We start from the raw sequence: 15,851 nt of genomic DNA on the forward strand, positions 1-15,851 counted from the left end.
AGCGCTGCGGAAATGCGGGCATTCCGCCCCGTAACGATGCTCGCCATGCTGCCAACACTCAAGCGCTACGCCCGGCCCTGGCGGCTGTGGGCGATGCTGGGCGTTACGCTGGCGGGCGCGGCGCTCGAAGGGGTCGGCTTCCTCATGCTCGTGCCGCTGGTCGATACAGCGCTCGGCGGCGCGGCCGGCGGCGCGGCAGGGTTCTTCGAGCAATGGGTCGGCCCGATGCCCGGCCTCGAGGTGCTGCTCGCAATCTTCATCGCCCTGCTCGCCCTTCGCGCATTGAGCGAGCTCGCCAACAGGCTGATCGCCTTCGACATCCGCATGGCGGTGATCGACGGCTTGCGGGGCCGCGCTGTGCGCGCGCTGGTCGGGGCGGACTGGCGCTATCTTTCGAGGCTCCGCCAGAGCGACAACCGCTCGCTGCTGCTGTCGGCAGTCGACCGGGCGGGGAATGCGGCATCGGCCCTGTTCGGCACACTCAAGACCGCGACCAACCTCGTCGCCGTCGCCGTTGCCGCTTTCGTCATTTCTCCCACTTTCGCTCTCGCGGGAGCCGCGGCGGGCGCGCTCGTCCTGTTCCTCTACCGCGGGCTGCGGCGGCGGGCGGGCGAGCTCGGCAATGCGCTTGTCGGGCGCAACAAGGCGGTGTTCGGCAATCTCGAGACGATGCTCGACAGCCTGCGCGTGGTGAAGAGCTTCGGCGCCGAGGACATGGCTTCGCGCCGCGCAAGCGAAGGCTTTCGCGCCATGCGACAGGTGCAGCGGCGCTATATCCTGCAGGCCGGGCTCGCGCGGCTGATACTGCAGCTTGGCGGCGGCATCGTGCTCGCGGCCATCGTATTCTTCGCGGTGACCCGGTGGGAAGTGTCAGGCGCGCTGCTCTTGCCGCTGATCGCCATCTTCGCCCGTGCCGTTCCGCAGATCGGCAGCCTGCAGGAGCAGTGGCAGGACTTCGCCCACTCCTCGCCTGCGCTGGGCGAGACCGAGCGCCTCATCGCCGATGCCGAAGCGCATGAGGAGGTGGCCGGCGAGACGGGCCGGAGCGCCACGTCCCACTCGCTAGGAAACGGCTTGGCCCTGCGCGAAGTCACGGTTCGCCACGACGGCGAGCGACCAGCGCTCGATGCGGCGAGCCTCGAAGCGGCAGCGGGAAGCGTCATCGCGCTCACCGGGCCCTCGGGCTGCGGCAAAAGCACGCTTGCCGACGTGATCGGCGGCCTCATCGCGCCCGATGGCGGCGACGTGCTGCTCGACGGCAAGGTACTTGAACCGGCGGACCGGAAGGGCTGGCGAGCGAAGGTCGCCTATGTACAGCAGGAACCGGTCCTCTTCGCCGGAACCCTGCGCGAGAATTTCGCCTGGGCGGCTCCCGAGGCGAGCGACGAACAGATCCATGCGGCGCTTGCGCGAGCCAACGCCGGTTTCGTGCTCGAGCGGCCCGGGGGGCTCGATGCCGAAACGGGCGATGCAGGGCGGTTCTTCTCCGGCGGCGAACGCCAGCGCATCGTGCTCGCCCGCGCGCTGCTGCGCGATCCCGAACTGCTGATCCTCGACGAAGCGACAAGCGCGCTCGACCATGCTTCCGAAGCGGAGATCGCCAAGGCCATCGAAGGCATGCGCGGAAGCTGCACGATCCTCGTCATCACCCACCGCGGGCTGCTGAGCGATCTTGCCGACCTGCATGTCGCGATGGAAGCGGGACGGATCGTTTCCGCGACGCCTGCGCCTGAACGCGGGTAATCCTGCAAATTCAGCGACAATTCATTGCTCGACCGCTAATCCGGCGTCCAAATGGGGTAACCCGCACAGGCTAACAGGGTGCGCGCAACCGGGTTGCGCCGCGCCGACAATCGGGCAGACTAATCGCATGACCAGCAAATTCCTGCGCTATTCGACCATGGCGCTCGCAACCGCGGGCCTCGCTCTCGCCGGTCCTGCGTCCGCGCAGTACCGCCAGAAGATTTCGCACAATCCAGCGCGTTGCTCGGCCAGTTCGGGCGCGGCGGTGAAGGTACAGATCAGCGGCATCGAATCCGCCACCGGCACCATCCGCGTGCAGAGCTATCGCGGCACCAAGGAAGACTGGCTCGAGAAGGGCCGCTGGATCAACCGGATCGAGCTTCCTGCCAAAAAGGGTTCGATGACGGTCTGCATGCCGCTCCCCGGTCCGGGCACCTATGGCATAGCCGTGCGTCACGATGCCAACGGCAATGGCAAGACCGACATCAGCCAGGATGGCGGCGGCATGTCGAACAACCCCAGCATCAACATCTTCAACCTCGGCAAGCCGAGCTACAAGAAGACCCAGTTCGTGGTCGGCGACAGCGTGACCTCGATCGGGATCACCATGCGCTACATGTAAGCGGCTAGCCGCTGCGCTTGAAACGCCACAATTTATAGAGAACGCCCGGCGCGGCGAGCAGCGGATGCTTCTCGCGCCACGGCGTCACTTCGATTGCCATGCCGGTGTGCCGCTCGATCTTCCATGCGGCATAGCGCGCAGCGCCTTCGAAGGTCGTGCTCGCCTTGGCGAGGCGCAGCAGGTTGAGCGATTTGCCGAGCCTGCGGCGCGAATTCCACCAGGCGATGATCGACTTGCGCTTCTCGGGCGTCATCTCGGGCGAGAGGCGCTCGCCGTCGCGCGTGAAATCGATCCCCTGTGCTTCCCATGCAAGCGGTAGCAGCCCGTCGAAATGCGCGGCGTTGACCGAGAGGATCGAATCCTCGCGGCCCGCTTTCTCGACGCGGAATTCCGCACGGTAGGTCGCCTGGAAGAGCGCGCGCCAGTAATCGTCAGCCGTCCCGCTGGCAGGGCCGAGCGCGGCGGCAAGGCGCGCCGCTGTCTTCGCCGCACCGCCGAGAGCATCGAGAACGCGCGCGCGCACACCCTCGCCGCGCTGCCAGACCAGGGCGCTGGGCTGGACGAAGCGTGCCCAGATCGTCGTGTCGCGCGATTCCCCCGCAGCGGCTTTCGCGAATTGCGCGAAGCTCATGGTAGCGACCTTGGCACGCAGCGTTTCGCCTGCGTATTCCCACTCGTGATAGCTGACGCGCGGCCAGATGCGCTCTTCCTGCTTGCCTGGCATCAGGAGGTAGAAATCGAGCACACCCTCCAGCTCGCCGGTGCGCAGGTTCGAACCGTAGAACAGCGCCGCCTCGGCCCCGGCATTCGTTGCCAGCCGCTCGGCAAAGGCGCGCACCTCTTCGCGCACCGGGGCGTCGATCTGCGCTGAAATCCTGCTTTCGAGCGTCTCGCTCATGGCACCACGAATTGCAGCTGCGGCCCGCTTTCGACGACGAAGCGCCCGCCGGGAAATGCCTCGCCGTCGAGAATGAAGTCGTCCTCGATCGCCAGTTCGAACCGGTCGGTGGCAAGCTGGTGGAAGCCCTTGGCCTCCATGCCTTCGGACGGGCCGAGGAACAGCGTCTTGGGCAGCGCGGCAAGCAGCCTGCGGCCCGGGCGATCCATCACCGCAAGCTTCAGTCCTTCGCGGAACTTGCCGAACAGCTTGAGCCCCATCGGGAAGGTCTCGAGCGTCGAGGCGAGCATGACCGCGCGGCGACCTTCGAAGCCTTGCCCGCTATGCGCCAGCGGTTCGCGCTTCTCGCCCAGCAGGATGTCCATTTTCGCGCCGCGTCGCCACTTGTTCGCATCGCTGCCGAACAGCGCCTGCATCACGCCCCAGGCTGCCGTCACCCCGACCGCGAGACTGTCGAAGGCGCCGAGCCGGTGCGCATCCTGGCCCGCCTGGATACCAAGCGTGAAGCCGCCCGCGCCGAGGATGAAGCCGACCAGCGGGGTTTCCTGCTCGTCGAGCCGCGTGACCACGACAGGGCGCCGCACCACGCGGTTGCCGCTGGCGAAGGCGTCGACTGCATCGGTCAGGTTCCAGCCCGAAGGCGCGCCGAGGTCGACGTTGAGCGCATTGGTCTTGCCCTTGGGCAGCACCGCGAGCGCGGGCCAGCGATCGCCGAACACGCGCATGCCGCAGGTCAGCACGTCGCGCACGGTGCCGTCGCCCCCGTTGATGATCAGGTAGTCGATCCCCGCGCGGGCGAATTCCTCCAGCTCGGTCGCAATGTCCTCGCGCCGCAAGGGCTGCGCGAAATGGACGTTCGGCCGGTCCGCGATATCGAAGTCCTGCCCCCGGTTGCGGTGGCTGCGCGGATTGTAGATCACGCCCACCGTCGGACCGGCGAGCGCTTCGCCGGACGCGCCTTGCGCGGAAAGGTGGCTGGCGGGGCTGTGCATGGCTGCGCGCCTTAGCCGTTGTGCGGCTGCGAAAACACTTTTTTCTGCACCGGAACGGGCGTCCTGCGCTAGTATCGGCGCATGCTGCATCCCGACCTGCTCGAAAGCGCTCGCCAACTCTCCCCGCAAATCGTGGCGCTGAGGCGCGCGATACACGCCGAACCGGAGATCGGCCTGCAAACGCCCTTGACCAGCGCCAAGGTACGCGAGGCGCTCGCCGACCTGCCGCTCGAATGGAAGGACGGTGGCTCGACCACCGGCATGGTCGCGACGCTCAAGGGCGCGCGCGAAGGGCGCCGGGTGCTGCTGCGCGGCGACATGGACGCATTGCCGATGCCGGAGGAGACCGGGCTCGATTTCGCCTCGACCATTCCGGGCCGGATGCACGCCTGCGGGCACGACACCCACACCGCCATGCTGGCCGGGGCAGCCCGGCTGCTTGCCGGCAAGACGAGCGAGTTCGCCGGCGAAATCCAGTTCATGTTCCAGCCCGGCGAAGAGGGCTATCACGGCGCGCGCTTCATGCTCGACGAAGGGCTGGTCGACCCGCTGCCCGATGCAGCTTTCGCGCTCCACATCATGCCCAATGCAGCGCACGGCGTCGTTGCAGGCAAGGCGGGCGCACTGATGGCGGCTGCCGACCAGCTCGACATCACCGTGCGCGGCAAGGGTGGGCATGCTTCCATGCCGCACGACTGCCGCGACCCGATCCCGGTGGCGGCCGAAATCGTCACCGCATTGCAGTCGCTCGTCACCCGCCGGTTCAATGCCGCCGATGCGGTCGTGCTGACCATCACCCAGCTGGAGGCAGGCACCACGCACAACGTCATTCCCGATTTCGCAACGCTGAGGGGCACGATGCGTACCCTCTCGCCGCAGAACCGCGAGACGCTGCAGCGCCTCGTGCGCGAGACGGCAGTCGGCATCGCCGCAGCGCATGGCATCGAGGCGGAAGTCACGGTGACCGAAGGCTTCCCCGTCACCATCTGCGACCAGCGCGCAGTCGATCTCGGGCGCAAGGTGGTGCAGTCGGCGCTGGGCGAGGCGAGCTGGCGCGACCTGCCCGCCCCGATCATGGGCGCGGAGGACTTCGCCTATGTCCTCGAGAAGGTGCCCGGAGCGATGTTCTTCCTCGGCGTGGCGCAGGAAGGCGAGGACTGGCGACAGTGCTGCAGCATCCACTCGCCGCGCATGGTCGTCGACGAATCCGCCCTGCCCCATGGCACCGCGACTCTCGCCGGCTGCGCGCTCCAGTTCCTCGAACACGGTTTCGATTGAAAACCGAGCTTTACGTCGCGTCATAGTGCCGCCACTCTCCTGTCACAGAGAGCCGATTGATTCGGCCATGAGGAGAGGACCCCAATGGGCGATGGACGTTATTTCCCGACGTATTCGGATGCACTCGCGACGCATGCCGAGGAGATCCCCGATCAGGTCGCGCTAAGGTACGGCGAGCGTACGACGACCTATCGCGACTACGACCGCCACGCGACGCAGGTCGCCAACGGCCTGGCCGCAATGGGGCTAAAGAAGGGGGACCGGGTCGCCTATTTCGGCAAGAACACGGACCACTGCGTCGAATTGTGCCTCGGCGTCGCGCGGGCGGGTATGGTCTTCATCCCGATCATCTGGCGCCTCGCCCCGGCGGAAGTCGACTTCATCATGAAGGATTCCGGCGCCGCCGTACTGTTCCGCGAGGATGAATTCTCCAACGTCACTTTCGACGGCAAGATCATCTCGATGGAGCAGGAATTCGCCGATTGGCGCGATGCGCAGTCCGATGCCCCGGTCGAAACGCAGGTCGACGCGCACGACCCGCTGCTGCAGCTCTACACCTCGGGCACGACCGGGCTTCCGAAGGGCGTGGTCCTGAGCAACCACAACGGCACGCACCTGCGCCCGCTGATGGATCAGCACGGTATCTACTGGTACAGCGCCGATCCGGGCGACACGATGATCTTCGCCATGCCTTACGGCCATATCGCGGGCGTCGGAACGGCACTCGGTGCTGCGCTCGGCGGGCAGGAGCTCATCATCCACCGCGAATTCGATCCGGAAAAGCTGATCGCCGACGTGCAGACGCACCGGGTCAAATGGCTCTTCCTCGTGCCTGCCGCGATCGGCCTGATGCTGGCACACCCAGCTGCCGCCAATGCCGATTTCTCGAGCATCAAGGGCCTGACCTACGGCGCGAGCCCGATTCCGCTCGACCTGCTCAAGCAGGGCGTCGACCGGCTGAAGTGCGACTTCGCGCAGCTCTACGGCCTGACCGAGACTTTCGGCACCGTCGTCAGCCTGCCGCCGGAAGATCACAAGCCGGAGAACATCAAGGGCCGCGAGCAGGTCATGAAATCGGCCGGCAAGGCGCTGCCGGGCACCGAGATCGCGATCCTCGGCGAGGACCTGAAACCCCTGCAGCCGGGCGAAATCGGCGAGGTCGCCATTCGCGGCGACAGCGTGATGCTCGGCTACTGGAACCGTCCGGAAGAAAACGAGAAAGCCATGATCGAGGGCGGCTGGTTCCGCACCGGCGATGCCGGCATCCTCGACGAGGAAGGCTATCTCTACATCCAGGACCGCATCAAGGACATGATCATCTCCGGCGGCGAGAACGTCTATCCGGCGGAAGTGGAAAGCGCGGTCTACGGCCACCCCGACATTGCCGATATCGCCATTATTGGCGTGCCCGACGACAAGTGGGGCGAAGCGGTCAAGGCGGTCGTAGTCAAGAAGCCCGGCTCCGATCTCGATGAGCAGGGCGTAATTTCCTACGCAAAAGAACGGATTGCAGGGTTCAAATGCCCCAAGAGCGTCGACTTCATCGAAGCCCTGCCGCGCAATCCGTCGGGCAAGATTCTCCGGCGCGAATTGCGCGCGCCCTATTGGGAAGGTCGCGAGAGGCAGGTCAACTAATAGGCACGGTTAACTATCTTTGCGCGACTCTGGAGATTCGTGTAATACTCTTACTTTATCCTCGAGGGGACGCGAGGTTTGGCTGAGATATTCATCTCCTATAATCGGGAGGACCAGGCGGCTGCCGGTCTCTTCGCCCGTGCCTTCGAGGCTGCCGGGCACTCGGTTTGGTGGGATGTCGCGCTCAGGGCCGGGCAAGTCTACGACGAAGTAACCGAACAGGCGCTGCGCACCGCGCGCGCAGTGGTCGTGCTGTGGTCGCCGCGCTCGGTCAATTCGCGCTGGGTCCGCGCAGAGGCGACGCTCGCCCAGCGCTTCGGGACCTTCGTGCCCTGCACTATCGAGCCGTGCGACCGGCCGATCATGTTCGAGCTGACGCAAACGCCCGACCTGTCGCACTGGCAGGGCGATGCGAGCGATCCGGCATGGGCCGCCTTCCTGCATCACGTGCGCGAATTCCTGAATGTCGGCAAGGCGGCTCAACCGGCCAGCGCGCCGGCCCAGCCCGGCATGCTGAGCGGCGAGTTGCAGCAGGCAGGCATCACCTCGACGCCTGCGCCGCCGCAACCGATCCCCCAACCCGCGCCCCAGCCGCAGCCCAACCTTCAACAAGCTGCGGCCACGCCGGCTCAGGCACCCGCCAGGAACGGCCAGAGCGAGCGGCGACAAATCACCTTCCTCGCTGCAGAGCCGGTCGGCGGCACCCAGCTCGCCTCGCAGTTCGATCCGGAAGACTGGCACGAATTCGTCACCTCGCTGCAGGCGCGCATCACGCCGGTGATCGAGAACATGGGCGGCACTGCGAACTGGTCAGGGCCCGAGCTCTCCGCCCTGTTCGGCTATCCCCACGCCCAGGAACACGCAGCCGAGCGCGCCATTCGCGCAGGGATAGAGGTCGCCCGGCTCGGCGAGCAGATCGCCTGCGAGAACAACCTCGGCTGCGAGGGCGAGCTCAGCCTGCATTGCGGCATCCATACCGCGAGCGTCCTCGTCGCAGCATCGGCCGGCGGCGATGCGGAAATGTTCGGCGACGGGGCGACCGTTGCCTCCAGCACCTGCTCCGCCGCGCCGCCTTCGGGCGTGCTGGTGACGGATTCGGTGCGCGAACTGGCCGGCGGGGCATTCGACCTTGCCGATGGTCCCGCGAACGGCTCGACCCGCCTGTTTCAGGTGGAAGGCGCGAAGAAGCGCGTCCAACTGGCGCGCAGCTGGGCAAGCGGTGCATTGCACGGCTTCGTCGGACGCGAGGAAGAGCTCGCGATGCTCAAGAGCCGCTGGAAAAAGACCGAGGCGGGCGAGGGGCAACACGTGCTGGTGCGCGGCGAGCCGGGTATCGGCAAGACCCGCCTGGTCGAGGAATTCCACCGCTGGATCGGCGAGCGCGAGCATAGCTGGGTGACGCTGCAGGGCGCATCGCTCTATCCCAACACGCCCTACCACGCGCTCGGCACGCTGGTGCGCAACCTCGCCGAGGGGCACGAAGGGCACGCGGGCGAATGGCTCGAGATGCGGTCCGAGCAACTCGGGCTACCATCCAAGCTGCTGCCGCTGCTGGCGCCGAGCATCGGGCTGCGCCTGCCCGACCACGTCCTGCCGACGACGATCGCCAACGAACAGCAGCGCCCGCAACTGCTCGCAACGATCATCGAGGCAGCCTTCATCCTCGCCAAGCGCAAGCCCGTGCTGCTGCTGGTCGACGACCTGCAATGGATCGACCCTTCGACGCTCGAAGTCGTGCACATGCTCGTCGAACAGGCGCAGACCGAGCGCATCATGGTGCTGTGCACCGCCCGGCCCGAATTCGAAGCGCCGTGGAGCGACGACGAACACCATGCGCGCATCACGCTCGGCAAGCTCGGCACCGACGAGATGGCCCAGCTGGTCGCCGAAGCCGCCGGCGCCGCCGCCGATCTCGAAACCATCCAGAAAGTGCTCGACCGCGCCAACGGCGTGCCGCTTTTCGCCGAGGAACTCTCGCGCCTGCTCGCATCCGGCAATGGCGAGATCGGGGAACATGCCATGCCGCCAACCCTGCGCGAGCTTTTCGCGGCGCGCATGGACCGGATCGGCGATGCGCGCGAACTGCTGCAGGTCGCGGCAGTCATCGGGCGCGAGTTCAAGCCGTCGATCCTCGCCAGCATCGGCGATGCCGATTCCGCGTCGCTCGATGCGCATCTCGCGCGGTTGTGCGACGAGCAGCTGCTGTTCCGCCGCGGCGCGCCGCCGCTTGCAAGCTACCGCTTCAAGCATGCGCTGGTGCAGGACGCGGCCTATGAAACACTGCCCAAGAAGCGGCAGAAGGCGCTTCACCTAAAGGCTGCCGAAGTCCTCTCGAGCGAGGGTAATGGCGAGGCCGATATCGCGCAGGAAGTGCTCGCCATGCACTGGATGCGCGGCGACGCCTTCGACAAGGCCGCCGCTGCTTGGGAGAGCGCCGGCCAGGCCGCATACAGTCGCGGTGCCTGCAAGGAGGCGGTAAGCCACTTCCGCCAGGGCCTTGCCGCGCTGGAGCGGATGCCGGAAAGCGACGATCGCAACGCCTCCGAACTGCGCTTGTGGAGCGCGCTGAACCGCGCACTCCAGCAGACGCTCGGCTACGCGAACCCGGTCACGGTCGAGGCGGCCAACAAGGCGCTCGCCCTCGCCAAGCAGAGCGGCACCCTGCGCAAGGCGGTGATCGAGGAAGCGCAGCTGTGGCGCGCCGTCCTGACCTCCGGCGACTATGCCGAGGCGGATCGCATTGCCGAGCGGGTCATCGCGCTGGGCCGCGAAATGGACGAGGGCCATATCCCGCCGTGGATCGACTATTTCGCGACCAATGCCCGCCTGCAGACCGATTTCTACGCCGGCCGGATCAATCATATCGAGCGCGACTACGCCGAGTTCTGCCGCACGATGGATAACGAGGAAGCGCATCGCCACGTGATGGACGATGTCGTCGGGATCGGCATCGGCGCGCTCGGTGCATGGATGATCGGACGGTCCGATCTCGCGCAGGAGCGGATGGCGCAGGCCGTGCAGATGGGGAAGGAAAGCGGCCAGCCCTTCCCGGCGGCGGTTTCACTCCATTTCGCAGGCACGCTCAGCGCGCTCGACCTCGATCTCGACGCGACCCACGATTACTCGGCCAAGGCGCTCAAGATCTCGAAGGAGAACGGGCTCGCCTATATCGGGCATCTGGTGCAGGCGAAGCTCGACTGGGTCGGCGGGCGCGACGACAGCGCGCAGGCCAATGTCGAATCCATGCGCCGCTCGATCGACGCGATGGTAACCGCGGATTCGCGCGTCGGCATGATCTTCTACATGAACCGCCTGGCCATGGCGCTCGACGGCAAGGGCAAGGCGGAAGAGGCGATGGCGACCATCGAGGATGCGCTCAACGCCAATCCTCAGGAACGCGTCATCCGCCCGCAATCGCTAATCGTGCGCGGGCGGTTCCACGAGGAAGCCGGCAGGCACGATGAGGCAGAGGCCGATTTCGCCCATGCCCTCAGCCTCGCCGAAGAGATGGGCGCCCTCGCGCTGGAGTTCTACGCGACCCACGCGCTGGCAAGCTTCCTCGCCGACCAGGACCGCCCCGAGGAAGCGCGCAAGGCGATCGAAAGCGTGCTCGCCAAGTGCGAGCCGGAAACCAACTCGCCCTATCTCGACATGGTCAGGGAGCTGAAGGCAGAGCTGGGCGGCTGATCAACGGCGCGACAGCTCGCGCGTGTGCTGGATCAGCGTGAGCAAGACTTCCGGATTGTCCGAATTGGTGCGCGCTTCCCATGCAGCATCGCTGGCGATCTGGTCGAGATGCGCTTCGGCGTCAGGCAAGCGGTCGCGCATCTCGCGCGAGATCAAGGCCAGCTCTTCGTCGCTCGGATCATCCTTGCAGAACAGGTCGCAGATCGACTCCTTCTCGATCGCGAGCGCGGCCGGCAGGGTGAGGATGCCGTCGCGCAAGTCCTCCTCGCCGCCGCCGCCGAGCGATTCCAGCCCCTTCACATCGCCCACGTCGTCGCAGCCGTGATAAAGCATGCCGAGCAGGCGGCCGAAGCGGCGCAGCGCCTCGTCGCGCGTGCCGAGGCAGGCGCAGGTTTCGAACATCGAGCCGGTATCCTCGCCCGCGATCTCTTCCCAATCGGCGACGCCGAGCGGCTGGCGGCGTAGGCGCCACTGCGCGCATTCGGCAACTCCCAAGCGCTTCACGAGGTCGGCGAACAGGCGGATGTCGTGCGGGTCCTCGGCCGACATGGTGAAGCCGTCGGCGACGATGAAGCCCGATGCCATCAGCGCAGGCAGCATCCCGAACTCGGCATGCATCGTCGGCTTGCCCCGGCGCTCGTCCGACTGGTCGAGGATATCGTCGATGACGAGCGTCATGTTGTGCATCATCTCGAGCACCGCGGCCGAGCGGATCGTCTGGTCGGTAATTTCCCCGCCGACACGTGCGCGGTGGCAACCGAACACCGTGAGCGGACGGAAGTATTTCGACCCGGCATCGAATTGCCATTCGAGCAGCGGACGCAGCTCCGAATTCGACCGGGCTATCCAGTCGCCGAGATAGTCCCTGAGACGGTCCATTTCCGGCTCGAAGCCGAGGTCGGCAACGATGCCGGCCGTTATGTTATCCACGCTGTGCCCCCTTACAAATCAACGCTTCACACGCCAGCGTCGCCGCGTGGTGCCGCGGATCGACCCCGTGACTGCCGCGCGTGCGACCCCTTTGAGCCCTGCAAAGACCGCCTTGCCGACACCGAAGGCGGCATCAGCCAGCTCGTCTTTCGGACCCTTCGGCGGCGACGCACTTCGCGGTGCATCCGCATGCGCGGCTCGCGGCGCATCGGCATGTCCCCGATGCGGCGGCGCGGGCGCGGCGCGGGCGTGCCCCGGGTGCTGCCCGCCGCCCGGACTGTCGCCCGGCTGCCAGCCGATCGGCTGGTCGTTGTTGTTCCCGGCGAGCTGGTCGATCAGGTAGCTTATCACCTCGCCCGCCACCATCAGCGTCGCTTCGGGCAGGCCGATCACCTCGTCGGTATGGCCCGCATCGCTGTCGGATATCTTGGTATCGCCATGCGCCGGATTTGCCGGGTGGTGCGGATCGGGCGCGGCAGCCCCCTGCGGCGCTGCTCCCTTAATCTGGGCGAGCTGCTTCAGGTAGAGCACCCGGCCGCCGAGCGGGTCGTCCTCTCCGCTGTCGAGCAGCGAGCGGATGAGCCAGTAGGCGCCCTTCCACCAGTCGATCGTGTACTGCAGCGGCACGATCGCCATGTACTCGGCCAGCGTGAACTCGTTCGCGCCGACAGGCCGGTCGTTGCGCCGCCGTTCCTCGAACTGCTCGAATGCGACCTTGGCGAGCGCCATGTAGGCGAACGGCAGGTAGAACAGCTTGGCCGCGCGGAAGCTCGTCGTGCTGTAGACCTCGTGCGGCTGTTCGACGATCGGCCCGCCGCGCCGCGGGTGGTTGTTGAGCACCGCATCCTGCGCCTGGACCGAGTGCGCCGCACGCAGCCCGCTTTGGATCGCGCCCTCGACGGTCGCCATGTCGACATCGGTGCGCACCAGGTCGCCGGCGAAGAACACGCGCGGCAGGTGATCGGGATAGAGCGTCTGCGGTCGCCACGCCCAGCTGCCGGTGTCGTTGCGGAACAGGGTGAAGCTGGTGTTCGTGCGAACATGCGACTTGTCCCAGTCGATCAGCTCCGGCTTGTCGCCCCACTTCAGAATGCCTTCGAACTCGGGATAGTAGTTCGCAAACTCCTCGATCATGCGGACGCCCATCATCTTGGGGTCCTCCGCCGGAATCGCGACGCCATCGGAGGCAGCGATGACCAGCACCGTCTTGTCGTTGAAGTTGTTGTTGTCCCACAGCTGCTGGATATCGATCACGGTCAGCCCGTATTTCGATCCCGCCAGCCCGATATGCTCGTTGGGGAACCCGTCGAGCTTCTTGGTGAGGTGCAGGTCGACGACCGGGATCGCAACGCTCGACAGGCGGCGCAGGTTGGCGAGCTCCGGTTCCTTCTCCACGATGCGCACGCCGTCGAGGGAATCGTCGCGCGTCATTACCAGCCGGCGCAGCGCGTCGATGCCGACCGCGAGGATCACGTAGTCGTAATCTTCCTGGATGATCTCGTTTGCTTCGTACTCGCCTTCCGAATGCGGGGTCTTGCGCGAGCGCAGGATCGGCCGGTCGTCGAGCAGTCGGACCGTCACGATCTCGGTGTCGCACCTGATGGTGCAGCCATCATCCTCGAGCCTCTGGCGGATAGGCTTGATCAGCTTCTCGCTCATGCTGCCCTTGAGCAGCCAGGAGAAAGGCGCGCGGTCGGGGAAGGTGTAATTGTGGCGCAGGAAATTCTGGTAGGTCGCCGCCGCCGTCCACGAGCTCTGGATCGACCAGATCAGCATCAGGATATAGTTCTGCATCGCCGCGACGTTCTCGGTCGCATAGCCGCGCGAATAGATGAACCCGTTCACATCGAGCATCTGGATCGTGTTCTGGCTGTCGCGATCGAACGGATGGGCGGCGAGGTCGATGCCGCTGTAGCCGAGGAGGAATATCTCGGCCGGAGACATCGCCCCCGACTTGAGGTTCTCGACCACCGCTTCCATCGAAGTCGGGTTGAGCAATTCGATATATTTGTTCTGGTCGGTATCTTCCGGCTTCGTGGCCTCGCGCATCTTGGTGCCGGCGCGCGGCGAGAAGAATTTCTCGCGCGAATTCTCGCCCAGCACGTCGTCGCACAGGGCCCAGAAGTTGGTGTACCACTCGCAGAACATATGCGGGTAGACGTCGTATTCCACGTCGTCGATTTCTTCCGACGAGGTGTTCCCGCCGAGCATCTTGTTGCGCTCGAACAGGGTCACGTCGAAGTCGTTCTCCTGCAGCTTGAGCGCGGCCTGCAGCCCCGCGATACCGCCGCCGATGATGGCGACCCGCGGCTTGGGGCCGGGCAGGCTGGTGGCATTGCCGCTCCTGCCCGCGCCGCGCGTCGCGGTCTTCCTGGGCTTGGCCTTGGAGGAGCCGCCCGCCTTCTTGGTGGTTCGCTTCGATGCCGCAGCCTTGGGCTTGGTCGCCGCCTTCGCCTTCGTCTTGCTTGCGGTCTTGCCTGTCTTGCTCATCGTCGCGCCTCCAGGAATGCGAATGGGCCGCGCAGTCGCGGGTTCTCCTCCATCAGGAAGGAAGGGCCGAGCTTGGTCATCGCCTTGCCGATGTCGGACAGCCACGAAAGGTGCCAGGCAAGGTCGTCACTCGTCGAGGCGCGCCATCCGCGCTGCCACGCAAGCAGGTCGGCCATAGCGCCGCTCGCCGTGATCCCTCGCCGGGTGATGAGGCTGCGGACGGCTTCGATGCCTCCGCGCGTGAAATGTTCGGCCAGCCCCCACATGATTTGCCCGCTCATGGCGAGCGGCTGGACGTTGAGCCCGCCGAAGCTGCAGCCCGAAATCTCGGCAAAGCTGCGGTCTTGCTGGGCCCGTTCGAAACCCTGGCGTGTGGCAAGGAAGACGCTTTCGCGGAAATGCCGGTTGCGCAGGATCTGGGCGAGGAACACGAGGTAGCGCATCGCCGGGTCGAAATAGTCTCGGAAGTCTTCCTCGTAGGGGGCGAAATCCTCGGCCGTGAAGGATCCGCGATCGAGCGCGGCGGCAATGGTTTCCGCCCCGAGGGTCGAGCTTTCCATGCCCTGCGTGATCCCCTCGCCGGTCATCGGATCGACGAAGCCGCCGGCATCGCCGACGAGGATGCCGCCTTCGAAATGGTTCCGTTTCACCCCGCCATACATGTGCACCGCGCCGCCCAGCGGCTTGCTCGCAATGCGGGCGTTCTTGCACCCGGGGTGGCGCCAGCGCAGCCGCTCGACCGCCTCGCGGAAGCATTGCTGGACCGACATGTCGAAGCGGTCGCAGGTCTCGGTCAGAAGGCCGATCCCCATGTTCGCGCGGCCGCCGGTCATGGGGAACATCCAGCCGTATCCGGGCACGTGGTCCTCGTCGAACCAGATGGTCGCCTCGCCTTCCTCGATGTCGAGATTGTCGAGATAGACGCGCTGCGATGCGCCGATGTGCCGCCGGTCGGTGTGGCGCAGATCATGCGTTTTCGCGACCATCGACTGCACGCCGTCGGCCCCGACGATGACCGGCGCCTCGAGCGAAATCTCGTCCTTGCCCTGCCGCGCGGTCAGGACGTTCATCCCGTCCTTGCGCTCGAGCCCGCGGGCCATGGTGCCCTGGAACACGGTCGCGCCCGCCGCCTCGGCATTGGCGAGCAGCACGGTGTCGAGCTGGTCGCGCGGGATGATGTAGCCGTGCGGCGGCATGCCATGCGCGCCGTCGTAATAGGGAATCTCGCCGTGATAGGGCAGGCGTGGGCCGAAATAGACGCGGTTCTTGGTGATCGGCAGGCGTTCGTGCAGCGAGAGCGCTTCGATGCAGCCCATCTTCTCGAGAATGCGCAATCCGGCCGGTTCGACGAAGTCGCCGCACACTTTCTCGCGCGGAAATTCGGCGCGTTCGACCACCGCGACATCGATCCCGCGCGTGGCGAGGTTCCAGCCCATGGCAGAGCCTGCCGGGCCTCCTCCAACAACTATGACATCGAAGCGCCGAGTTTGCGCCATAAGCAACCGCCTCGTTCTGTCCTCAAAACGAGCGACCCCCTTTTGCGCTCAGCCTAGGGGAAATCCCTGCATGTGCAAGA

10 protein-coding genes are annotated in these 15,851 nt (G+C 66.0%); 5 read left to right on the forward strand and 5 right to left on the reverse strand.

What is annotated here, in order from left to right; all coding sequences use genetic code 11:
* Positions 1-12 precede the first annotated feature (12 nt).
* The gene (locus EO245_RS01995; protein WP_128891357.1) at positions 13-1,743 is read left to right on the forward strand and encodes an ABC transporter ATP-binding protein; all 1,731 of its coding nucleotides are present in this window, start codon (positions 13-15) and stop codon (positions 1,741-1,743) included.
* Positions 1,744-1,870: 127 nt separating this feature from the next.
* The gene (locus tag EO245_RS02000) at positions 1,871-2,365 is read left to right on the forward strand and encodes a DUF2141 domain-containing protein (protein ID WP_164931244.1); all 495 of its coding nucleotides are present in this window, start codon (positions 1,871-1,873) and stop codon (positions 2,363-2,365) included.
* A 4-nt stretch (positions 2,366-2,369) separates the two neighbouring features.
* Here EO245_RS02000 and EO245_RS02005 read toward each other — a convergent pair whose 3' ends face one another.
* Together EO245_RS02005 and EO245_RS02010 are read right to left on the reverse strand one after the other, a co-directional pair.
* A complete protein-coding gene (locus tag EO245_RS02005) occupies positions 2,370-3,263 on the reverse strand; it encodes a hypothetical protein (RefSeq protein ID WP_128891358.1) in 894 nt (297 codons plus the stop codon).
* The gene (locus EO245_RS02010; protein ID WP_164931245.1) at positions 3,260-4,255 is read right to left on the reverse strand and encodes a diacylglycerol kinase family protein; all 996 of its coding nucleotides are present in this window, start codon (positions 4,253-4,255) and stop codon (positions 3,260-3,262) included. Before EO245_RS02010 ends, EO245_RS02005 begins: the two co-directional genes overlap by 4 nt.
* 81 nt (positions 4,256-4,336) lie before the next feature.
* Here EO245_RS02010 and EO245_RS02015 point away from each other — a divergent pair, with 81 nt between their 5' ends.
* From EO245_RS02015 to EO245_RS02025, 3 genes are all read left to right on the forward strand, one after another.
* On the forward strand, positions 4,337-5,533 hold the full coding sequence (locus EO245_RS02015) for a M20 family metallopeptidase (RefSeq protein WP_128891360.1): 1,197 nt from the start codon (positions 4,337-4,339) through the stop codon (positions 5,531-5,533).
* A gap of 84 nt (positions 5,534-5,617) precedes the next feature.
* On the forward strand, positions 5,618-7,168 hold the full coding sequence (locus EO245_RS02020; protein ID WP_128891361.1) for a long-chain-fatty-acid--CoA ligase: 1,551 nt from the start codon (positions 5,618-5,620) through the stop codon (positions 7,166-7,168).
* Positions 7,169-7,246: 78 nt separating this feature from the next.
* Positions 7,247-10,855 (forward strand): AAA family ATPase, encoded by a 3,609-nt coding sequence (locus tag EO245_RS02025; protein WP_128891362.1) that lies wholly within the window; start codon positions 7,247-7,249, stop codon positions 10,853-10,855.
* On the opposite strand, the gene EO245_RS02030 is transcribed toward EO245_RS02025, so the two are convergent.
* The 3 genes from EO245_RS02030 to EO245_RS02040 are packed head-to-tail and all read right to left on the reverse strand — an operon-like array spanning position 10,856 to position 15,771.
* Positions 10,856-11,785, reverse strand: coding sequence for a polyprenyl synthetase family protein (locus EO245_RS02030; protein WP_128891363.1), 930 nt, complete (start codon positions 11,783-11,785; stop codon positions 10,856-10,858).
* Between the two features lie 18 nt (positions 11,786-11,803).
* On the reverse strand, positions 11,804-14,275 hold the full coding sequence (locus EO245_RS02035) for an FAD-dependent oxidoreductase (protein WP_128891364.1): 2,472 nt from the start codon (positions 14,273-14,275) through the stop codon (positions 11,804-11,806).
* On the reverse strand, positions 14,272-15,771 hold the full coding sequence (locus tag EO245_RS02040; protein WP_128891365.1) for an NAD(P)/FAD-dependent oxidoreductase: 1,500 nt from the start codon (positions 15,769-15,771) through the stop codon (positions 14,272-14,274). Before EO245_RS02040 ends, EO245_RS02035 begins: the two co-directional genes overlap by 4 nt.
* Positions 15,772-15,851: the final 80 nt, after the last annotated feature.

The organism is Erythrobacter sp. HKB08, from assembly GCF_004114695.1.
In the GTDB taxonomy this organism is placed as follows: Bacteria; Pseudomonadota; Alphaproteobacteria; order Sphingomonadales; family Sphingomonadaceae; genus Parerythrobacter_A.